This is a genomic window from Mesorhizobium sp. M0991, from assembly GCF_040318915.1.
Lineage (GTDB): Bacteria > Pseudomonadota > Alphaproteobacteria > Rhizobiales > Rhizobiaceae > Mesorhizobium.
The window spans coordinates 60650-81380 of record NZ_JAMYNE010000023.1; the positions used below are offsets into that span (position 1 = coordinate 60650).

Here is a 20731-nt window from a genome sequence, read left to right on the forward strand (position 1 = left end):
GCCCCCTCACGCGGCAACGGCCAGGGGAAGGTGGCGCAGATGCACCGGCAGCTTCGCCGCGATCTCATCATCGGTGAGCTCATCGAGCAGCTTCAGCACGGCGGCCTGCCGGCCGCCATAACAGTGCACCGTGCGCTTGCCGTGATGCTCCGGCAGCCAGCGGTCCCCGGCATAGCCACGATACTCGTCGTGCGTGGCGCTCCAGATATGCTCGAGCCGCTCCTCGCGCGTCATCGCCTTCACCGGCCAGGACTCGCGCTCGACGATGGCATCGCGCATTTCGGCAGGCGATCGCGCCACATTCAGGTCGCAGTAGGCATGGAAGTAGCGCGTTTTGCCGTCGATGCGCAGCGTGTAGAAGACGCTGGTGATGCTGTCGGTAAGGAACTCGCGCAGCGCGAACATGTCGCCCCGCATCCAGAGCGGTGGCAGGATCTCCAGCATGTAGTCGTGCTCGACGCGGCCGACTTCGAACCACTCGCCGCTATAGAGAAATCCGGCATCGACATGCTCCCGGTTCGGGCGCTGCGCATGGCGATCGAACATGCGAAACATCTGCCGGCGGTCGGCGATGCCCTGGTAGACTTTACGATTGGGAAAAAAGGGGTTCATTTGCGGGCTCCTTCAGCCTCGTCGGGCCTGAGCGCGCAGCACCCTCGTGGATGCCCATCGTCTTCAGCCCTTCATGACCCCTCCCCTGCGGCCGCCTCTCCGTCCGGGCGGGTCAAGGGCCGGCGCAGCCGGGCGAAGCTTCACCCTTGCACGCGACCGGCGGGCATGCGGCAGCCGGGTTTTCTTTTCTACCTTTCCCATCTTGCCCTCCCCAATTTGGTGGTGCGAACCGACTGTCATGGCAACGTGCGCACCTTTTCGAGCGGACATGACTACGGCCGGCGATCTTCAATCCTGCACCGCGGTTGAGTGATCGGCGCTATCATGCGGATGCCGCGTCCTGCAGCATCGCGTTCCAGTCTTCCGCGCGCGGCTTCAGCCGCTCAAAGTCACAGGCGAGCTCGCCGGCAAGCTCACGCAGCCTCGACACGAATGCCTCGCCCTGCGCGTTGGCGTCGGTGGCCGCTACAAGCCGCATGTTCGGCCTTCCTCCCAACAGGCGAAGAGCCGTGTCCGTCGCCGGCGACCAGCCGCCGCCCGTGCTGGCATAGAGCGTATCGCGCCTTATCCGTTCGATCGCGGCCAGGCTCATGGCGTCGATGGCCGCTTCGCTGACGCAGATGCGGGTGGCTGTGTCGGACCCAAACCGGAACAACACCTTGCCGCCCCCGGCGGCAAAACCACGCCATTGCGGGCCACGCTCCTCCCAGCCGGTGACGATACCGGCCGCGTCGCTGTGGGCGGCCCACATGCTGCCGCGCGGGCCTTCCCTCAGAACGTTCTGAGCGATCGCAGTCGCAATGACCTGTTCGGGAATGTGCCGCTCATCGCGCAGATAGCGCCAGGTCGCCGATCCGCGCCACGGTTTGCGTCGGGCCGCCCATCGCTTCGGAACTGACTGGCCGGGTTCGGTCCCCCGAGACTGTCGTTTCCATTCCGGCTCGCTCGGCACGAACCCCGCAAGCGAGGCTACCTGCAAGAGGGCTTCCAGGAAATCGCCGCCATCCAGATGCTGCACCAGCGAATAGACATCGCCCTTTCGATCCGACAACGGGTCGAACCATCCCTTGCCGTCATGGATGACGATGATGATATCGTCGCCACGACGGTATTTGACCGCTTTGCGCGTGCTTTCCTTGAGGTCGACCGTAAAGCCGCTGGTCTCCAGCACCGCGGCACAGCCGACCCGGCCGCGCAGCGCTTCTATATCCGTCTTTTCCATTCTTCTCTCCCGGCGGCCTTCCGGCCGGCCTTTCTCCAAGTCAATTTGTTCCGCACAATTGGCGGAACACTCCCCAACCGCCGCGAAGAGCAAAGGGCGCAAGGGCGCGGCTTTCGCCGCGGCGCAGCCTCCCTTGCGGCCTGCCGCTCGCAAGCGGCACGCCGTGGCATAGAGGCTGGTTCAATGAACCGGCCGGCCTCCTGTGTATGGACAGTATTCGGCGATCGCCTCGACCTCGTCGCCGTCGAGGTCTTCGGCAGGGAGAACGCCGTACTCGTTGTCATTGACTTTGAACAGGATGACCGGCGTCATCAGGGTGCGAGCGAGGTTCCAGGCGTGGCTCTGAGCGAGGCTGAGTTCGTGCGACATTTGTTTGGCTCCCGTGTTCGCGGGGACCATTCCCCGCTCGACAGGCGCCCGTCGGGTCCAGCCGGGACCGCGATCATCGCGATGGCGAAGCCTTGAGCGACGGCACGCTTGCGTAGTCCGACCCCGAAGCGGGTTGATCGGCAAGGTCCGGGCTGGAACAAGGGAATTAAGCCGAAAGAGCGGGAAATGGACCCCGCACAGGAGCCAAGTCACTCGCCACGAAACCTCGCGGATTCATGCCTGCGGCACTTTGCGGCTGAGTTGTGCCGGCTTCATCAAGGTCTAGGCGAAAAAACCGTTCTTCCTGTGCCGATGACGCCGCCACGATAGTGGCATCCGCACAAAGAACCCATCCGGGCAACACCATAGCCGCCGACAATACGAGAGGCACATCAAGCCTGATCGGGCTGACCGCCGATAGCTCACAGCTAGGACTGGCGGTGAAGGAGCTGCAAAAGCCGCGTTCCAGGTTCTTGCAGGTATCGATGGGGAGGCTGGAAAGGCGACCGGGGTAATCCGGCGCGCCCCTCGTCGATACTGATCAAGTGAGGGACGCGCCGGATTTCAGCGAGCCAGGAATGTCGCCTATCCGGATAGGTTTCCCGATCAAATAACCTTGAGCTTCATCGCATCTGACGCGGCGCAGATAGTCGAGCTGTTGGGGAGTTTCCACGCCTTCGGCGGTTACCTCAATTCGAAGCTCATGCGCCAGCTCAACCAATGATCTTACAATCGCGGCGCAGTCAGCATCAGTCAGCATATCCTGGACAAAAGATCGATCGATCTTGAGCCGCGAAAGAGGCAGTTTTCGAAGGTAAGTGAGTGACGAATAGCCCGTGCCAAAATCGTCAAGAGCAACTGTGACGGATAGCGAAATTAACGATTGTAATAATGAAATCGTTTCCTCAAAATTCGAAATCAGCACAGTTTCCGTGATCTCGACCTCCAGTCTTCGGGGCTCCAACCCGGCTTCAGCCAAGGCCACTTCAATTCCATCCAGCAAGGCCTTGTCCTTAAGCTGCACTACCGACAAATTGACGGAGACCCGCAAGTCGCGCGGCCAGCGCGCAGCCGCCAAACAAGCCGTTTTGACGACCCAGTGTCCGATGGAGTGAATCAAACCCGTTTCTTCGGCGATGGTTATGAACTCCGACGGAGGGATCTCGCCAAAGGTCGGATGCTGCCACCGCAGCAGGGCTTCAAAACCTCGAATGCGATCGCTCGCGAGATCGAGAAAGGGTTGAAATGCGAGCGAAAGCTGGTCATTGGCCAGCGCAGAAGCCAGATCGCGTTCAAGGGCATGGCGCCTTGCAGCAGCTTCATCGTCGCCTGGGCTGAAAAACTGGATGGTGCCCGCCCCCTGCGCCTTCGCCCTGTGTAGCGCGGTGTCGACGCACCGCAGGAGTTGGTTGGCATCCAAACCGTCAGTGGGCGCCAAAGCGATGCCGAGAGAGGCCCTGCAATATATTTCGCGCCCTTCGATCAAGAACGGGCCGCGCATGGCATCTATGATCTGTTTGGCCAAGGACGTGATTTGATCTGGCCTGATATCGCGCGCAGCGATTATTGCAAATTCGCCACCCTCCAATCTGGCGATGCCGTCGCTCTCCCGTGTCGATTTGCGAAGTCGCGCAGCGACTTCGACCAAAACGGCATCCGCTATGGCTCGGCCAAAGTGATCATTCACCTCGTCAAAATTGCTAAGATCGAACAAAAGCAGCGCAAAGTGCTGGTCAAACTGCTTTGCGTCCACCAACGCGTTCTCCAGCCGCTCGTTGAAGCTGAACCGGTTCGGCAAACTGGTTAGAACATCCCTGCGAATGGCATTTTCGCTTTCCGCTTGCAGAATGAAGCGTTGGGTAAATTCGGACGCGTGAGCAAGCACTGCACGAAACAGCGTGATGGCGTAACTCACTATCAGGATTGCGACGGGCAGGTTGACGGCGTCTTCCACCCACCCAATCGCGACCGCCGAACCGATGAAGATCGGTAGCGTATACGCGATGGCCGCAATGGGAATCGTGTAAAAGGAAGCGGCACCGCCTGCGATCATCCCCGCGCTCAGGCAGGTAATAACGACCTGGGCTGCACTCGTTGCCCCGCCGAAGAACAGAACGGGAAGTGCGCCCCACCAAGTGCCGAACAAGAAGGCGTTGCGCACCAGGTTTTGCGTTGTCCGGCGAGACACCGACCTTGGTTTGACCGATAGAAACGATGATCTCGCTCTTAGGCCGACGAAACCAGCGGCGACGATGATCACACTCGCCCAGAGGATGGCTTTCGTTTGGTCGGGCGAGCCCCAGACCGCCATAACAAAAGTGGCCGCATTGAGTATATTCGCAACCATGCCAAGAGATGTGTTGCGAAGCACGATACTGACCTGCTCCGCCCTTATTCGGCCGGCAAGTGGTTCGATCGTCGAGGGCCCGCCAAAAGCCCGCAGATCTCCCGCCAGAAGGTCACCGAGGCTTGCGGCAGACAGACGCTGCATCACTGGTTTCACTCCCCCGCCCTAGAGTAGTAGCTGCGTGGTCCGTAGCATCGAACAATTCGGAAAAAGTAAATTTCAACCGCAACTTTGGCGGGGAAAGGTCCGCGGAAATTCGAAGATAAGTCGAAAACGCCCACCCAACCTGGTCCACGTTTTCGCAAGTGAAAAAATGCTCGAGGCGCTGACCGATATCCGGCTCTACCTGACGCTCTGGCGCATTTTTGCAGAGCGGCGCGCGAAGGTGTGGCTAAGTCTAGCAGCGGTAGGATGATGCTCTCGTGAGCATGCAGGTAGTCAGCTGAGCGGGTCGACATGTCCAGCGGTCTTCGCTGGACATCGCACTGGCTTCGCTGTTCCCCAGTTTCATGTCATCATTGCTTGCCTGAAATCGTCCAGCCTATGCTACGGGCGCTGCCAGCCCCGCGGCAGTTTGACAACCAAGCCATCGGCGCGGTAGCACCGTCCAAGGCCAAGAGTCGCAGGGCAGACCGCACCCCTTCGGGCTGCGCGACCCAGACCAGTTGACGCCCAAACGGCACACTCATCGCGCATCAGCACCGTGGATGCGACATCTACTGTTGCGAGCGCGATTTCGTAACTTGGTTGTGACGCAGCTACGCGTAAGTGCACCGCTGTCAGCAGGTGCGTGAGCAAAAATGCTACGTTGTGAAGGTGAGAAGTCATGCGGCGTCAAGATTCCCGCCCTTTTGCGGCAACCACACTGATCCCTCTTCAGAACCCGGTCTTTCGTTCGATCTGGACAGCCACGCAGATATCCAGCCTTGGCTGGCTCGTGCAGAGCGTTGCCATAAGCTGGCTCATGGCAACGATTTCAGCCTCCGATCTGATGGTTGCGCTCGTGCAGGCTGCATCGACACTGCCCGCCTTCTTCTTGTCGATCCTTGCTGGAGCCATTGCAGACAGCTTCAGCCGCCGCGGCGTGATGCTTGCCGGACACTGCCTGATCGCACTGGCATCCACGGCGCTGGCACTCTCTGTGGGACTGGGCTTTGCTAGTCCATGGCTGATCCTGGGACTGAGTTTCTTGGCCGGATGCGGCTTTGCCTTGAACGATCCAGCCTGGCACGCCTCGGTCGGCGATATCCTGGAAAAGCGCGAGATACCCGCTGCAGTGACGCTGATGTCGGTGGGGTACAACGTGGTTCGGAGCATAGGACCGGCGCTGGGCGGTGTAATCTTAGCTTTGCTGGGCCCCCTTACGGCTTTCGCCCTCGCTGCGCTAAGTGACCTGGTCCCGTTGAGCGCTGTTCTGCGCTCACAGTGGCAAGTTCGCTCTTCGCCTCTTCCGCGCGAGCGGATGACTACGGCCATTCATGATGGCATGCGCTTCACCGCGATTTCCTCGGAGATCAGAGTGGCGATTGTGCGTGCAACCCTGTTCGGGCTGTCAAGCATCTCGATCCTTGCCTTGCTCCCCCTCCTGGTTCGCGACCAACTGGCAGGGGGGCCAATCGTTTACGGCATCCTTTTGGCCGGCTTCGGCACGGGCGCCTTGATCGCCGGCATTGGCAGCAACTACTTGAGACGCATCACGTCCCAGAACCGATTGATCACGCTCGCATCCGTTGCTTGCGCAACGTGTTGCCTTTTACTGGCTCTCACATCATCGGTGGCTGTGGCGGCGATCGCGCTTGCAATCGGTGGCGCAGGCTGGGTTGTCACCTGGACTGGAACCGACGTGTGTGTGCAGTTGGCAAGCCCAAGGTGGGTGGTTGGTCGCACTCTGTCGATCTACTACGCCTTGACCTACGGCGGCATGGCAGCGGGCAGCTGGATCTGGGGTACCGTCGCACAGAACTATTCCCTGACGTTGGCTTTGGAAGGTGCTGCAGGGGCACTGTTGCTGGTTGCAGCTGCGGGAAAGCTATTGCCGATAGAGCTATGGGAAGAATCAGATCAAGGGGCCTTCGACTTCACACCACCAGAGCTGGCCCTCGATCCGAGGCCCAGGAGCGGCCCCATCGTGATCAAGGTGGAGTACTTGATCGCCGAGGAGAACATCACGGAATTTCTGCGCTGCATGCGCGAAAGGCGGCGCGTTCAGAGCCGTGCCGGTGCGCGGGACTGGACCCTCCAGCGCGACCTTCAGAAGCCGACGCTTTGGACCGAGACGTTCCGCACGCCGACATGGACGGACTATCTTCGTCTAAACCATCGGCTAACGGTGACCGACAGGGAGGTAGGCGAGCGCCTTGCCGCTCTGCAGGTCGGTGGTTCTCCTCCTCATCTCGCACTTTCGATCGAGCGGTCGACAAGTCCTGCCCCCGGCAGCCAGGTTCAGCCTGTGCCCTTTGTATCGCGCCCGTAAGGATGAGTGGAAACTTCTCTGGGTTGGACATGGGTTGTCAGGCCTGCGCAGTCCATCACCGTCGCTTTGTCTGGAGAGGAAGCGATGGCGGTGGAATGGACAATCACGATTGAGCCGTGAACGGATGCAGCGACGTTTGGCGTCGGAAAGTCCGGATTGACAGCCGGTACCGCAAAGGGCGTTCGACCGGACGGGGGAGTCTGGGCAGCAAACTTTCCGAGGGGTTTAGGCTGTTTGGCTCTCGTATCCAATCGGAAAGGTCGGCGCCGCAGAAGCCTGGGTTGCCAGTCAAATTTTTGTTTTCTCGACGCTTCACGAATTAGGATTGAATGCTTCGCTGTTGGAGGTGAAGGAAGATAGGCTGGGGTGGCGCGGCCCGAGCGAACCCCACAAAAACTTCACACGGTGCAGATAAGGCAGGGGACCTCGTCGTGTCGACAGGCTGGCTGGCGTTGCTCATGACTGATGCGAGCGGAAAGAAACATGCTGAAAATGACGCGTGCCGAGCTTCATGGGTTGGTCTGGTCGAAACCGATGACCGAGATCGCAAGACTACATGGCGTCAGGGACCAGCACGTCGCGCAGGCCTGCAACGCCCATGACATCGCTCGGCCCCGTGCCGGCCATTGGCAAAGAGTCGAACACGGCAAGACGGTGGAGACCGTCGCGCTCGACAACAAGAACAATTCTCCAGAGGCGATCATCATTATCGATCCGGCGGTCGGGAGGCCCGGCCGGGTTAAGCGGGGCCACGACGATGGGGAATCCAAGAGATATGCGGCATGATCCGTTCAGGGCCGGCGCTGGAATTGCCGCCCAAAAATGGCGTCTCGGCCGAGCAATCGAGCCGCCATCGCGGACTTTGCACGGAAGCAGAGCAGGCAGTGTCCCAAGCCCGGATGGCGAAGTGCGGAGCCGATGAAAGCTGCGGCAGTTGAGGACGCGTACGAGCCGTATATGATCACGACATTCGGGGCGCGCCACGGAGGCGTTCCGCGCGATGCACCAACTCACCTTGCTCGCGAGGCAATTCACCGTTACGCCTCGTTACCGTCGAGATGAATGGCCGAAAACACGGGCCCGGCCGCCAGGCAGGCTTAGGACGGTAGCGCCGCAGCGAAACCTGCGAAGTCGGCACGCTCGCTTTCCATCTTTGACAAGCTCGGGATGCGGACGCGGGACAGATGGCGATCGATCATCGAGAAGCGGTGACACCGAAAGCAAAAGACCCGCCACCCGAAGAGGAGCAGGAGCAAGCAACAGGCGGCTGGTCCAGCGCTGCTGCTGCAATGGCCGATGAGCCTGCTGGCAGATCGGTCGCCAGCCGTCTGATCATGCTTAGTCGCGGTTAGCATTTGTCGGGGTTTTGTTGCTTTGAGCGACAACCGCCACTATGAAGCAACACTTAGCCGACTGTCTTTCAGCCCACCCGGAGATTTTTCATGACAGAAGAAGCCGACAACAACATCGACGCCCTCATCGAGCTCACCGCTGATGTCGTCTCAGCCTATGTCACCAACAATCCGGTCCCGGTGAGCGATCTCCCCGCCCTGATCGACCAGGTGCACGCAGCACTGAAAGGCACGATCGGCAACGTTTCCGCAGAAATCCCTGAGGCTCTCAAGCCTGCTGTGCCGATCAGGAAGTCGGTGACGCCGGACTACATCATCTGCCTTGACGACGGGAAGAAATTCAAGTCGCTCAAGCGCCATCTGTCGAGCCGCTATGGGCTGACGCCGGACGACTATCGCGCCAAATGGGGTCTGGGGGCAGATTATCCCATGGTCGCGCCGAATTATGCTGCTTCGCGCTCGGCGTTGGCCAAGACGATGGGTCTCGGCCGCAAACCGAAAGAGGCGGAAGTGACGGCGCCCAAGAAACAGACGCGCAAGAAGGCCGCAGCCTGACGTCAATCTTTGGGCTTCGTTCTGGTGGGCAGCACCACTGGCGTAGCCTGCGCTGAATATAAAAAGGCGGGGCCAAACCCGCCTTGCCTGCAAACAGCCATAGTTCATAAGGAATTCGCAAGGGCCTTGCAGCAATCTGCTGTCACGGTCTTGCAGTTTAGCTATGTCCTTGCTCGCTCTTGTCGAGCGGTCGCCAGTACATCCGGGACCTGCCGCGTCCGGCTCTTGCCGGGACGCGGCAGAAAAATCAGCCGGCTTTGCTGAGGCTGCCAGCAGAAGACTTGCCGGTGCGGCGGTCCTGCTCGATCTCATAATTGATCTTCTGGCCGTCAGCGAGGGTCGAGAGCCCGGCTCGTTCGACAGCGGAAATGTGGACGAAAACATCCTGACCACCATTGTCGGGCTGGATGAATCCAAATCCCTTGGTGCTGTTGAACCACTTCACGGTGCCGGTCGCCATATCTACGTATTCCTTCGTAACAATTGCAGTGTGGCCTGACAGTTGTGCCAGGCCGGTTCAGATCAAAGCATTGGAATTAGACGCAGCAAAGAAAAAATTGCAAGACCCGGCATTCTCGGATGGCGTCACGACCGGTCAGCTAAAGACAACATCGCGACCCTGCGCAATTGCTGGGCAGCCGTTCGCGTACGTCGGCCAATGAGCGGCTATCAACCGAACATCCCGCGTGGCGGAGCTGGATTGAAAGCAGCGAGTGGCTGCCGATCCGTAGTCATCGTTCCCCATGAACTCGGGTTAGGCGATCTATCTCGCCGACAGTGTGCTGGGAGAAGGGCGGCGCGGCGCGGCTCATCACCGTTTGACTTGCGGCGGCCGCGCGAGAGGAGCGAAAGCCGGTTTGTGCGCTATCGCGAGGGGAGGGATTGCGCGAGTTCGGCCTGCATTGAGCAAGCTGTCAACTCGCCAGCATTTGTCGGCTGGCAGGGCCGGAAGCTCAAAGGCCATCAAAACGGCACCGACCTTCAGTCGGTGTTTACCATTCGCTTCTATCTTTCGCGCGGCGGCAAGGTTCTGAGTACCGCACATAAAGGCCTGCTCCAGACAATGGAGCGGCAGGATCGACCGCGGATAGGGGAGCTGCCAGAAGCCGCCGCCTGTGGAGCCAAGCCGAAGCCCGCGCCCTCTACGAGTATCCCTTCAACGAACTGCTGTTTCGCGCCCATTGCGTCCATCGTGCGAACTTTGATCCCAATCGCGTTCAGCTCAGCCGGCTGCTGAGCATCAAGACCGGCGGCTGCCCCGAGGATTGTGGTTATTGCAGCCAGTCCGCGCATCACAATTCGGGACTGAAGGCCTCCAAGCTGATGGCGGTCGAACGCGTCATCGAGGAAGCCCGCAAGGCGCGCGATGCGGGTGCGACGCGCTATTGCATGGGCGCGGCGTGGCGCAGCCCCAAGGCGCGCGACATGGAGGTCGTGGTCGCCATGGTCGAAGGCGTCAAGGCGCTCGGCATGGAAACCTGCATGACATTAGGGATGCTCGATGTTGAGCAGGCGCAGCAGCTAAAGACAGCGGGGCTCGACTACTACAATCACAACATCGATACGTCCGAGCGCTATTACGGCGAAGTCATCACGACGCGCTCGTTCGCCGACCGGCTCGAAACATTGGACAATGTTCGCGATAGCGGCATCAAAGTCTGCTGCGGCGGCATTGTCGGCATGGGCGAGGAACCGGTCGACCGCGTGGACATGCTGGTGACGCTCGCCAATCTCCCCGAGCCGCCCGACAGCGTCCCGATCAACATGCTGATCCCGATTGAAGGCACACCGCTTGGTCATGAGCGGCCAATAGAGCCGATCGAATTCGTGCGCACCATTGCGCTTGCCCGTATCCTGATGCCGCAATCCCATGTTCGCTTGTCGGCCGGCCGCACGGCAATGAGCGAGGAAATGCAGGCACTGTGCTTCTTTGCCGGCGCCAATTCCGTGTTTGTCGGCGATACGCTGCTGACGGCGGACAACCCGAGTGAGGATAAGGACATTGTGCTCTTTCGCAAGCTCGGTATTGCCAATGGAGCTTTCCAGCTTGTGAGCGCAGGGGGCTTGCTCGACCGCTATGAGACGACGCTGAGCGGGCTCACGCGCAAGAACCGTTTGCGCACGTTGTCGCCGCGTGCCGGTCTCGATTTCGCCTCCAATGACTATCTGGGACTTGCAGCCTCGCCGCGCCTGGCCAAAGCGGTCGCAGCAGCACTCGCAGCCGGCACGCCGGTCGGCGCCACGGGGTCTCGCCTGTTGCGCGGCAATACACCGGAGCACGAGACCCTCGAAGCCGAGGCGGCGCGCTTCTTCGGTGCCAAACGTGCGCTTTTCTTCAGCGGGGGCTATGTAGCGAATTTCGCCATCCTGACGACCCTTCCGCAAAAGGGCGACCTCGTCGTGCTTGACGCACTCATCCATGCCAGTGCCCACGAGGGCGCGCGGGCCGGGCGGGCGGCGATGGTGGAGGCGCCCCACAACGACGTCGGCGGCTTCGAAGCCGCCATCTTGGCCTGGCGGCGTTCGGGCGGTACGGGGCGCCCCTGGATCGTGGTCGAGAGCCTCTATTCCATGGACGGCGACCGCGCGCCCTTGGCCGATCTGGCAGTGCTCGCCGGCCGACACGACGCATTCTTGCTGATTGACGAGGCCCATGCCACCGGCGTGTATGGTCCCGACGGACGCGGCCTTGCGCACGACCTCGAAGGCCGCGACAATGTTGTCGTGCTGCACACTTGCGGCAAGGCGCTTGGCGTCTCCGGTGCGCTGGTGACCGCACCCACGGCAATCATCGACTATTTCATCAACCGTTGCCGACCGTTTATCTATGCCACCGCCCCCTCGCCGCTTATAGCGGTCGCTGCAACCGAGGCGCTTGCCATCCTTCGTGACGAGCCCAAGCGCCGCGAGCGGCTTGCAGCACTCGTCGCCTTCGCCGGCCGGGAACTCAAAGCCTGCTGCGGGGTGGCGCCGAGCGGCTCGCAGATCCTGCCGGTCATCGTCGGCGACAACGCCCGCGCCATGGCGCTCGCCAGCGCGTTGCAGGCGCGCGGCTTCGACGTGCGCGGCATCCGCCCGCCAACCGTGCCCGAGGGCACGGCTCGGCTCAGGATTTCGCTGACGCTCAATGTCGAGCAGGCTGACGTCGCTGCGATGATCAAGGCATTGTCAGAGGAATGGGAGCGAATGGTGGCATGAGCCAAACCTTCGTCATCACCGGCACGGACACCGGAATCGGCAAAACGGTTATAGCGGCTGGTCTGGCCGGCCTGCTCAATGGCGCCTACTGGAAACCGGTGCAGTCGGGGCTCGACGGCGAAACCGATACCCAGACCGTGGCGAGGCTTGCTGAGCTGCCCCCAGAGCGGATCGTCCCGGAAGCCTGGCGGCTCGTGCGACCGCTCTCGCCGCATCGCGCTGCCGAACTCGATGGCGTTTTGATCGATCCCGACCGCCTCGTTCTGCCCGTAATGGCGCGTCCGCTGATCGTCGAGGGAGCTGGCGGTCTCATGGTGCCGCTCACCCGCAAAATCCTGTTCATCGATGTGTTCGCCCGCTGGCGCGCGCCGGTCGTGCTTTGTGCGCGCACCGCGCTCGGCACGATCAACCACACGCTTCTGTCGATCGAGGCGCTGCGCCGCCGCGACATTCCGCTTTTGGGCGTCGCATTCATCGGCAACCCTATGCCCGACACGGAATGCACCATCGCTGCGATCGGCAAGGTGCGTGTGCTTGGCCGCTTGCCTTTCCTCGATTTGCTGGGGCCCGACACTCTCCTGTCGGCCATGGCAGCGCATTTCGACATGGCGCCTTTTCAGCAGGCCAGCGTATGAGCCGCTCAGCCGTCTGGCATCCCTTTACCCAGCACGCCGTCGAACCGGCTCTGCCGAAGATCGTTCGGACCGAAGGCGCATACCTGCAGACGGATGACGGAAGGCGCATTCTCGACGCGATATCCTCATGGTGGGTGGTGACCCACGGCCATCGCCATCCGGCGATCGTCGAGGCAATCCGCTCAACTGCCGAAACGCTCGACCAGATCATATTCGCCGGTCTCACCCACGCGCCGGCCGAAGAACTGGCGAGCGCGCTCATTGGCCTGGCGCCGAAGGGTCTGGACTGGGTCTTTTATTCCGACAGCGGCTCGACCAGCGTCGAAGTGGCGCTCAAAATGGCGCTCGGCTATTTCCGCAACATCGGCGCGCCGCGCTCGCGTGTCGTTGTGATGGAATCCAGCTATCACGGCGACACAATCGGGACGATGAGCGTCGGCGCCCGCGGCGTCTTCAACGCCGCCTACGAACCCCTGCTCTTTGACGTCGATACCATCCCCTTCCCTGCCAACGGCCGCGAGCAGGAAACCCTCGACGCCTTCGAGGCGTTCAGCCGTGATCGCAAGGCGGCGGCGCTGATCCTAGAACCGCTGGTCCTGGGCGCCGGCGGCATGCGGATGTATTCGCCAAAAATCCTGGCCGAATTGAAACGTATCGCCGAGGCCTCCGGGACGCTGTTCATCGCCGATGAGGTGATGACCGGCTGGGGCCGAACCGGCACCCTGTTTGCCTGCGAGCAGGCAGGCATTGCGCCCGACATATTGTGCACGTCGAAAGGGCTGACCGGCGGCGCGATCCCGCTTGCCGCCACGCTCGCCACCGACGCCATCTTTCGGGCGTACTATTCGCCGGATCGCAGCCGCACCTTCTTTCATTCGAGCTCCTATACCGCCAATCCGATCGCCTGCGCGGCGGCGCTGGCCAACATCGCAGTCTGGCGCGACGAGCCGGTCATCGAGCGCGTCACAACCCTGTCGCGACTGCAGGCCGAAGCATACAATCGCTTTGTGGGAGATCCCCGCTTCGCCGATGTCCGGGTGACCGGCACGATTGCCGCCTTCGAACTGGCGGTCGCCAGCTCCGGCTACCTGGCTGAAATCGGCCCGAAGCTGCGCGCTTTCTTCCTTGGGCGTGATCTCCTGGTACGCCCGCTCGGCAATGTGATCTATCTCCTGCCGCCCTATTGCGTAACTCCCAGCGAGCTTGGTCGCTTGCACGATGCGATCGACGAGGCCGCCGACGTTGTTGGGCAAGCCGGATGATCCGAGGCGCGAAGATCATCGGTCTCGGCCACCACGCACCGGCACGGGTCGTGCCGAATGCCGACATTGAGGCCTCGCTTGGCCTGGAGGCCGGCTGGATCGAGAGGCGGACCGGCATCCGGTCGCGCCGCTGGGCCGAGCCTTCCGACACCTTGTCGGGCCTGGCCGGGAAGGCGGGAGACATGGCCCTGGGTATGGCCGGCATCGACCGCAGCGAGATCGGCCTTCTGCTGTTGGCAACATCGACGCCCGATCATCTGCTGCCGCCAAGCGCGCCGCTGGTCGCTCACCGTCTCGGCCTTGCTAATGCCGGAGCCGTCGATCTTGCCGGCGCCTGCGCCGGTTTCGTCTACGCGCTTACCTTCGCCGACGCCTTCGTGCGCACGCACGGCAAGCCGGCGCTGGTCATCGCCGCCAACATTCTGAGCCGCCGCATCAACCCGGCCGAACGCGCCAGCGCGGTGCTGTTCGCCGACGCCGCAGGCGCGCTTTTGCTGGTCCCGTCGTCCGACCCCAATCACGGTGTCCTCGGCGCTTCGCTGGATTCCGACGGGTCCGGTTATGGCCTGATCCAGATCCCGGCGGGCGGCAGCACCCGGCCGTTTGCCGGAGATTTCGACATAGCCGAAACCCGCATGACGATCGCCGACGGACGCGCCGTGTTCGCCAAGGCGGTCGAGATGATGGCGCGGTGTTCGGCCGAGGCGCTGGAAGTTGCGAACGTTTCAGCTCAGGCCGTGGATCGGTTTGTTCCACACCAGGCCAACGCCCGCATTCTCGATGCCGTGGCCGACAAACTCGATATTGGCCCTGAGAAGGTGGTGAGAAGCATTGCGGAGTTCGGCAATTCCTCTGCCGCGACAATTGCGCTGTCGCTGTCCCTCTCCCATCAGGCCAAGCCGTTTTTGGCAGGCGAAAGGCTTCTGCTCGCCGCGGCCGGCGCCGGGCTTACCGGCGGCGCACTCGTGATCGGCGTCTAGGGGCAATGACTAGTGCGCTTGCAAGAAGTGACGGCGAACGGCTCTCTGGGCGTTGATGTTTGCCTAGTAGGAAGAGAGCGGTCAGCTGTCATCCTGCACCATAAGGAACAGCGAATGTCGGTCGGAAGATACTCCTGGAACAGTCTGGCGCGGGCTCCCGGCATCCACCAATCGCCTGGCAAAATGTCTGCTTCGCGCGCGGCCGTCACAAACGCGCCTCGGGCGGCGGTGGAATGAGCTTCACCCCGCAGCACCTTCAGGCAAACCGCCTGCAATCAATTGTGAGTCTGGCTTTGGGCGCACCTCGGCCGCGTTCGTTGCACCGTCGTCGGTGCAGGTGCAGCGGTGCCAGCAGCGACCGTTCCAACCGAAGATCGCTGAACTGGGTGCTCCAGTCCGGCTAACGTCGAATGACGATGATGCCGGCGAGCGCGATGAGACCTATGCCGAGCATGGAAGCGCCGTCCAGACGTTCCGAGAACAGTAGGACGCCCCACAACACCGCAAATGCCAGATAGGAGAAGTCGCAGGTTGAGATCATGGCCGACGGTGCCCACTGGTACGCGACAGCAGTGCCGACGCTGCCGATCAACATTGTGATACTTAGCAGCACCATCAGCCCCCATTGGCTCCAGCCTATCGGTACCCACTCGCCTATCGTCAGACTCTGCCCGCCATCGCTGCCAGCAATTATTGCCGCCAGGCTTGCCCCACCTGCCACAATGATCGCGATCAGATTGAATGTGAGTGCCAGAACGAACGGGTTTTCAGCACGGGTCCTGGTCCGCGTCAGCACCATCGCCAGGGCATAGAGAATGGCAGCCGCCAGTGGCATGAGGGTGTGGATACTGATGTCGCCGGCCTGCGGCTTCAGCATGAGTAGTACCCCTACAAACCCGAGCGCAACTCCGAGCCAACCTTGCAGGCCGACAGGCTCGCGGACCCAGAGTGCCGAGAATAGGGTAATGAACAGCGGGATCGTATAATAGACCGCGGCCGCTATCGAGAAATCGAGGCGCGAAAGCGAAGCGTAGTAGATCAGCAGACTGGACAGAAGCAGGCTGCTTCGAACCGTGGCCCAGCCAGGTCGAGCTGGGCTCAGCGATACCCGAGGCAACCTCCATTTCATCATAAAGATCAACAAGGGGATGGTGACGCAGGACCGCAAGAAGATGAATTGCGACAGTGGCATGTCCGAGATCGTGATCTTGATGATCGCATCTGCGATCGAAAGCGTCAGATCAGTTAAGATCATCGCCGCCACGGCCATGCCTACTCTGTCGGTCCCGATGGTCGTCTGACGGATCGACATGTCCACCTTCCCTTTTCGCTACCACTTCCACGCTACCCAGCCGAGAGCGTTCCAACAATTCCGATCGCACGGACACACTGTCCGTGTCATTGTACAATCGCCAAGAACACCAACAGGGATGCGTCGCTTGGATAGCGTGGACGACATGATACTTCTGGCCGAAGTCGCTGAAACGGGCAGCTTTACGCGCGCCGGGGAGCGGATTGGGATGCCTAAGTCTACGGTCAGCCAGCGTATCGCCCAGCTGGAGGCACGTTTGGGACTGCGGCTCCTCAATCGTTCCACCCGGCACGTAAGCCTCACCGGCAGCGGTCAAGTCTATCTCGAATACTGTCGCCGCGTTCGTGCACAGGTTTCGGCCGCGAATATGGCGATGACCAATCTGAGGGAACAGCCTGTCGGGAAGCTGAAGATCACCTGCCCGGAGGTGACAGCGACGTATTTCATGCCGAGCTTTCTACACGGATTTACTACCCAGTTTCCCGGCATCGCCATCGAGTTGATCGCCACAAACCGGCATCTCAACATCATCCGCGAGCGGGTTGATTTCGCCTTTCGCGTTGGCACAACCACAGGTCAGGACATAATCATTCGGCGTATCTCCTCCATAAAACGGGTGCTTGTGGCCGCGCCAGCATTTCTGGCAAGTGGCATTCCTCTTCGGGAACCGACCGATCTGCTCCGGCGGCGCTGTCTGGTGCATGATGCGCAACCCGAATGGGTATTCTCGTCGGACGACACACCGCTCGTTCTACGGCCACCGCCTGCCGCGACCTCGGATTCAATGGGATTCCTATTGCAATCCTGCATCGCCGGAGAAGGGGTTGCACTCCTGCCCGCTTATGTGTGCCAGTCGTCCGTGGCCGTCGGCCGCCTCGTAGAATTATTCCCGGGCTGGGAAATCCCACCCTATGAAATGATGCTCATTTTCCCGCACCTGAAGAACCATTCCAAGGCGCAAGTGGCATTTCGCGATTATGTGAATACCTTCGATTTTTCACGGCTCGCCGCTGGGACACCCTGATCGACTTGGCCGCGATCCCAAAAAAACTCACGGGCAATTCGGATCAGGGAAGCCCCCCGCGGCGGTCACTGATTGCCGCATGTAGTCGGCTTTCTGGATTACACCAACAAGTGAACGGTGCGGCCTGTTTTGCAGCGAGACGCTCTGGTGGTGGGTGCCTACTTCAAGGGCGCAGCTAGTCAGACCCCGCGTGGTGCGTGAGATCGTTCCGCCGGTGGCTGCTAGGGTATTCTGTTCGTGACCAGCTTGCAGGCGCTCCTATTGTGCCTCGAGCAAAAAAGGATGCTTACGCGGCGGCCGCGGCCTCCACGAAACCTTCGACCCTGCCTCGTGGCGACCACACTTCGACATTGTCGATCAGCCGCGTCTGGCCAAGCCAGGCGGCGACGAGCAGTCGCGCCGGTCGGTCCGGGGCGGCCATCATGGCGAGGTCCTCGTCCGCACGCAGCTCAAGATACTCGACCTGCGAAAAGCCTGCAGCAAGGATGGCCTGCCGTGCCTCATCGAGCACACGATCGATGCAATCTTCGCAGTTCAGCCGCCGGGCAGTTTCGAACAAAATTTCGGCAAGGCGGGGTGCCGCGCTCCGTTCAGGGGCGGACAGCCGCGCGTTGCGCGAAGACATCGCCAGCCCGTCACCTTCACGCACCGTCGGGCAGGCGACGATCTTGATGGGAATGTCGAGATCGCGAACAAGCCGCCGCACCACATGCAGTTGCTGGAAATCCTTCTCGCCAAAAAATGCCATATCGGCACCGGTCTGGAGAAAAAGCTTGGTGACGACGGTCGCCACCCCATCGAAATGACCGGGGCGGAACGCGCCGCAAAGGCCTTCGCTCACCGCGCTCACCGAAACCGTCGTGGCAAAGCCTTGCGGATATACATCCGCCGCATCCGGCGCGTAAAGGATGTGCGCGCCGAGCGGCGCCAGTTTGGCGGCATCGTCATACTCGGTGCGCGGATAGGCGATCAGATCCGCCGGGCTGTTGAACTGCTTGGGGTTGACAAAGAGCGTGACTATCACCCGATCGGCCTTTGCGAGGGCGGCACGCACCAGGCTGAGGTGACCCTCGTGGAGAGCCCCCATGGTCGGTACGACCGCCACCTTCAAACCATCCCGGCGCCACACGGCTACTATGCTGCGCAGTTCGGCAACTGTCCGAATGATGGGAATGCCCACGTTGGATCTCCTCTTTTCAGGTCTTCGGCTCGTCGCCGAACACGTGTTCTGCCGCTGGAAAGCGGCGCTCACGAACATCATGGGAGTAGGCCGCTATTGCCGCGGAAGCTGCCTCCCCCAGTTCGGCGTATCGCTTGACGAATTTTGGACGAAAGGCGCCGAACAGGCCCAGCATATCGTCAACGACCAGAATCTGGCCGTCGCAGGCCGGCGAGGCGCCTATGCCGATGGTCGGGATTGCGATCTCCTGCGTGATTCGCTGCGCCAAGGCTTCAGGTGTCTTCTCCAGCACGACCGCGAACGCTCCTGCCTCGGCCACCGCGCGCGCATCACGCAGGATGCGGTCACCATCGTCGCCTTGCCCCTGAACACGATAGCCGCCGAGTGCATTGACCGCCTGCGGCGTCAGCCCGACATGAGCCATCACCGGCACGCCGCGCGCAGCAAGGAAGCGTATCGTCTCGGCCATGCTTTCGCCGCCTTCGAGCTTGACCGCCGCACATCCGGTTTGCGCCATTACGCGGGCGGCATTGCCAAAGGCCTGCCCAGGACTTTGCTCATAGGAGCCGAACGGCATATCGACGACCATCAGTGCCCGTTCCAGACCCCGCCGCACCGCCTGCCCGTGCATGATCATCATCTCGAGCGTGACACCGAGCGTCGAAGCCAGGCCGTGAAGCACCATTCCGACGCTGTCACCGACAAGAACGACATCGCAGTGATGATCGACCAGTTGTGCAACGGGCGTCGTATAGGCGGTCAGACAGACCAGCGGCGTTCGACCTTTGCGGCCCAAAATCTCCGGCGGAGTCAAGGCTCTGGTTCCTCGCGTCGCGCTCACCGACTTCCCTCACCTAACGTCAACCCGAGACATCTGCCACAAATTTGTGCAGATGCGAAGAAGAATTTGCACTGCACAATAATTTGCTGACTATTCATTCCGCAAGCTGCGACGCCGCTTCGAATGAGCACGAGTGCGAAAGCGGGGCTCTTGTCTCGCGCCCAGTCCACTTCCCTTGCGTCACTGCCGAGCGGCTTCGCGTTTGCGACACTCTTGTGTAGACCGAAGGTCTAGGCCTTTACGGAGAGTGTGGTGTTGACAGGCTAATGGGGCTGCGACACGCTGGTTAAATCGATTGAGAAGCTTCTCAGGGAACTCTGCCCAACCCAGGCAACCATGGACGATCGCCCAAAAGCAACACGGAACGGTAGGGCCGCCGCCAAGGCCAAAGACGTCGAAGCGGAGCTGATTGCCGTTGTCGTGGCCGTCAACGACGGTGAACCAGCGGTCCTCACCATCGGGCAGGCGGATTGCCTGCCCTCGGGGCCGTTCGCGCTGGAGCATCGATCGCTGCAGTCAGGTCTAAGGGCGTGGGTCGAGCAGCAGACCGGTCATCCCCTTGGCTATATTGAGCAGCTCTATACGTTCGCTGATCGGGACCGCGCAGATGACGGGCGTCAGCAGCGCGTCATTTCAATCAGCTATCTCGCTTTGACCCGGAAGGAACACGCCACCGGCGCATCCACCTGCGCCTGGCGGAGTTGGTACGATTATTTTCCGTGGGAGGACCACCGCCTCGGTACGCCGAAAGTGATTGCGGATGTTCTGAAGCCGCGTCTGCTTGCCTGGGCGGCCGAGGCCAAGGAGGCTGCGATTGTCCGTGAACGGCGGCGGCGAGCTGCCATTGCTTTTGGGTTCGAGGACCGCCCCTGGAATGAAGAGTTGGCGCTCCAGCGCTATGAGTTGCTTTACGAGGCGGGTCTGGTGGCAGAGGCCACCCGCGACGGACGGTCGATCGCAGCCGACTCAACAGCCGGGACAGCGATGGTTGCCGACCATCGCCGCATCCTTGCGACCGGCATTGCGCGCTTGCGCTCGAAGATTAAGTACCGGCCGGTGGTGTTCGAGCTGATGCCTCCGGTGTTCACGCTGCTCCAGCTGCAACGGACCGTGGAAGCCCTGGCCGGCAGGCTGATCAACAAGCCAAACTTCCGTCGGCTCATAGAGCAGCAAGAGCTGGTCGAGGAGACTGGCGAGACGTCCCTGGATACGGGCGGCCGGCCGGCCAAACTCTATCAGTTCCGCCATGCCGTGCTGGACGAAACAGCCGTAGCGGGGACAAAATTGCCGCTGGCTCGGGGTTGACACGCTTATAGTCAACGTAGATATATTCCCCTTATAGTCAAATAGATTATAAATCGGGAGGCGC

General features: G+C 61.2%; 18 protein-coding genes and 1 pseudogene. 11 read left to right on the forward strand and 8 right to left on the reverse strand.

Annotated elements, in window-relative coordinates; genetic code table 11:
* Positions 1–6 precede the first annotated feature (6 nt).
* The 4 genes from NKH70_RS26540 to NKH70_RS26555 form a co-directional block, all read right to left on the reverse strand.
* Entirely contained in the window at positions 7–612 is a 606-nt protein-coding gene (locus tag NKH70_RS26540; protein WP_353026486.1) for a DUF1419 domain-containing protein, read from the reverse strand.
* Between the two features lie 322 nt (positions 613–934).
* Positions 935–1834 (reverse strand): DUF3991 and toprim domain-containing protein, encoded by a 900-nt coding sequence (locus NKH70_RS26545; protein WP_353026487.1) that lies wholly within the window; start codon positions 1832–1834, stop codon positions 935–937.
* 180 nt (positions 1835–2014) lie between these two features.
* Positions 2015–2203 carry a hypothetical protein gene (locus tag NKH70_RS26550; RefSeq protein WP_006205770.1) on the reverse strand — a complete coding sequence of 63 codons (189 nt, stop codon included), beginning with the start codon at positions 2201–2203 and terminating at the stop codon, positions 2015–2017.
* Positions 2204–2744: 541 nt separating this feature from the next.
* Complete coding sequence (locus tag NKH70_RS26555; protein WP_353026518.1) at positions 2745–4694, reverse strand: putative bifunctional diguanylate cyclase/phosphodiesterase; 1950 nt, start codon at positions 4692–4694, stop codon at positions 2745–2747.
* Positions 4695–5376: 682 nt separating this feature from the next.
* Here NKH70_RS26555 and NKH70_RS26560 point away from each other — a divergent pair.
* The 4 genes from NKH70_RS26560 (at position 5377) to NKH70_RS26575 (ending at position 8930) form a co-directional block, all read left to right on the forward strand.
* The gene (locus tag NKH70_RS26560; RefSeq protein ID WP_353026488.1) at positions 5377–7023 is read left to right on the forward strand and encodes an MFS transporter; all 1647 of its coding nucleotides are present in this window, start codon (positions 5377–5379) and stop codon (positions 7021–7023) included.
* A gap of 483 nt (positions 7024–7506) precedes the next feature.
* Complete coding sequence (locus NKH70_RS26565; RefSeq protein WP_353026490.1) at positions 7507–7809, forward strand: hypothetical protein; 303 nt, start codon at positions 7507–7509, stop codon at positions 7807–7809.
* 398 nt (positions 7810–8207) lie between these two features.
* On the forward strand, positions 8208–8375 hold the full coding sequence (locus NKH70_RS26570) for a hypothetical protein (protein WP_353026491.1): 168 nt from the start codon (positions 8208–8210) through the stop codon (positions 8373–8375).
* A gap of 90 nt (positions 8376–8465) precedes the next feature.
* A complete protein-coding gene (locus tag NKH70_RS26575) occupies positions 8466–8930 on the forward strand; it encodes a Ros/MucR family transcriptional regulator (protein ID WP_353026492.1) in 465 nt (154 codons plus the stop codon).
* Positions 8931–9177: 247 nt separating this feature from the next.
* On the opposite strand, the gene NKH70_RS26580 is transcribed toward NKH70_RS26575, so the two are convergent.
* Entirely contained in the window at positions 9178–9390 is a 213-nt protein-coding gene (locus NKH70_RS26580; protein WP_023749661.1) for a cold-shock protein, read from the reverse strand.
* A gap of 653 nt (positions 9391–10043) precedes the next feature.
* Here NKH70_RS26580 and bioB point away from each other — a divergent pair.
* From bioB to bioZ, 5 genes and pseudogenes are all read left to right on the forward strand, one after another.
* Positions 10044–10983: pseudogene (gene bioB, locus NKH70_RS26585) on the forward strand (biotin synthase BioB).
* Entirely contained in the window at positions 10980–12128 is a 1149-nt protein-coding gene (locus NKH70_RS26590; protein ID WP_353026520.1) for an 8-amino-7-oxononanoate synthase, read from the forward strand. Before bioB ends, NKH70_RS26590 begins: the two are co-directional and overlap by 4 nt.
* Positions 12125–12763 (forward strand): dethiobiotin synthase, encoded by a 639-nt coding sequence (gene bioD / locus NKH70_RS26595; RefSeq protein ID WP_353026494.1) that lies wholly within the window; start codon positions 12125–12127, stop codon positions 12761–12763. Before NKH70_RS26590 ends, bioD begins: the two co-directional genes overlap by 4 nt.
* Complete coding sequence (locus NKH70_RS26600) at positions 12760–14025, forward strand: adenosylmethionine--8-amino-7-oxononanoate transaminase (RefSeq protein WP_352700139.1); 1266 nt, start codon at positions 12760–12762, stop codon at positions 14023–14025. Before bioD ends, NKH70_RS26600 begins: the two co-directional genes overlap by 4 nt.
* Positions 14022–15005: a 3-oxopimeloyl-[acyl-carrier-protein] synthase BioZ gene (bioZ, locus tag NKH70_RS26605; protein WP_353026496.1), complete on the forward strand. Its 984-nt coding sequence runs from the start codon at positions 14022–14024 to the stop codon at positions 15003–15005. The genes NKH70_RS26600 and bioZ overlap by 4 nt, the downstream gene beginning before the upstream one ends.
* Before the next feature lie 400 nt (positions 15006–15405).
* On the opposite strand, the gene NKH70_RS26610 is transcribed toward bioZ, so the two are convergent.
* Positions 15406–16317, reverse strand: a complete 912-nt coding sequence (locus tag NKH70_RS26610; RefSeq protein ID WP_352700143.1) for a DMT family transporter — start codon at positions 16315–16317, stop codon at positions 15406–15408.
* A gap of 136 nt (positions 16318–16453) precedes the next feature.
* On the opposite strand from NKH70_RS26610, the gene NKH70_RS26615 reads away from it, so the two are divergent.
* Positions 16454–17341, forward strand: a complete 888-nt coding sequence (locus NKH70_RS26615) for a LysR family transcriptional regulator (protein ID WP_353026522.1) — start codon at positions 16454–16456, stop codon at positions 17339–17341.
* Between the two features lie 286 nt (positions 17342–17627).
* Here the strand turns inward: NKH70_RS26615 and panC are convergent, their stop codons facing one another.
* Positions 17628–18521, reverse strand: a complete 894-nt coding sequence (panC, locus tag NKH70_RS26620) for a pantoate--beta-alanine ligase (RefSeq protein WP_353026498.1) — start codon at positions 18519–18521, stop codon at positions 17628–17630.
* Between the two features lie 16 nt (positions 18522–18537).
* Positions 18538–19362 (reverse strand): 3-methyl-2-oxobutanoate hydroxymethyltransferase, encoded by an 825-nt coding sequence (gene panB / locus NKH70_RS26625; RefSeq protein ID WP_353026499.1) that lies wholly within the window; start codon positions 19360–19362, stop codon positions 18538–18540.
* 336 nt (positions 19363–19698) lie between these two features.
* Between panB and NKH70_RS26630 the strand changes: the two genes are divergently transcribed.
* Positions 19699–20667 (forward strand): NUDIX hydrolase, encoded by a 969-nt coding sequence (locus NKH70_RS26630; RefSeq protein ID WP_353026501.1) that lies wholly within the window; start codon positions 19699–19701, stop codon positions 20665–20667.
* The last annotated feature ends 64 nt before the right edge of the window (positions 20668–20731 follow it).

Coding starts and splice junctions, on each gene's coding strand:
- NKH70_RS26540 (WP_353026486.1), bottom strand. CDS start 612: ATGAACCCCTTTTTTCCCAATCGTAAAGTCTACCAGGGCATCGCCGAC.
- NKH70_RS26545 (WP_353026487.1), bottom strand. CDS start 1,834: ATGGAAAAGACGGATATAGAAGCGCTGCGCGGCCGGGTCGGCTGTGCC.
- NKH70_RS26550 (WP_006205770.1), bottom strand. CDS start 2,203: ATGTCGCACGAACTCAGCCTCGCTCAGAGCCACGCCTGGAACCTCGCT.
- NKH70_RS26555 (WP_353026518.1), bottom strand. CDS start 4,694: ATGCAGCGTCTGTCTGCCGCAAGCCTCGGTGACCTTCTGGCGGGAGAT.
- NKH70_RS26560 (WP_353026488.1), top strand. CDS start 5,377: ATGCGGCGTCAAGATTCCCGCCCTTTTGCGGCAACCACACTGATCCCT.
- NKH70_RS26565 (WP_353026490.1), top strand. CDS start 7,507: ATGCTGAAAATGACGCGTGCCGAGCTTCATGGGTTGGTCTGGTCGAAA.
- NKH70_RS26570 (WP_353026491.1), top strand. CDS start 8,208: ATGGCGATCGATCATCGAGAAGCGGTGACACCGAAAGCAAAAGACCCG.
- NKH70_RS26575 (WP_353026492.1), top strand. CDS start 8,466: ATGACAGAAGAAGCCGACAACAACATCGACGCCCTCATCGAGCTCACC.
- NKH70_RS26580 (WP_023749661.1), bottom strand. CDS start 9,390: ATGGCGACCGGCACCGTGAAGTGGTTCAACAGCACCAAGGGATTTGGA.
- bioD (WP_353026494.1), top strand. CDS start 12,125: ATGAGCCAAACCTTCGTCATCACCGGCACGGACACCGGAATCGGCAAA.
- NKH70_RS26600 (WP_352700139.1), top strand. CDS start 12,760: ATGAGCCGCTCAGCCGTCTGGCATCCCTTTACCCAGCACGCCGTCGAA.
- bioZ (WP_353026496.1), top strand. CDS start 14,022: ATGATCCGAGGCGCGAAGATCATCGGTCTCGGCCACCACGCACCGGCA.
- NKH70_RS26610 (WP_352700143.1), bottom strand. CDS start 16,317: ATGTCGATCCGTCAGACGACCATCGGGACCGACAGAGTAGGCATGGCC.
- NKH70_RS26630 (WP_353026501.1), top strand. CDS start 19,699: ATGGACGATCGCCCAAAAGCAACACGGAACGGTAGGGCCGCCGCCAAG.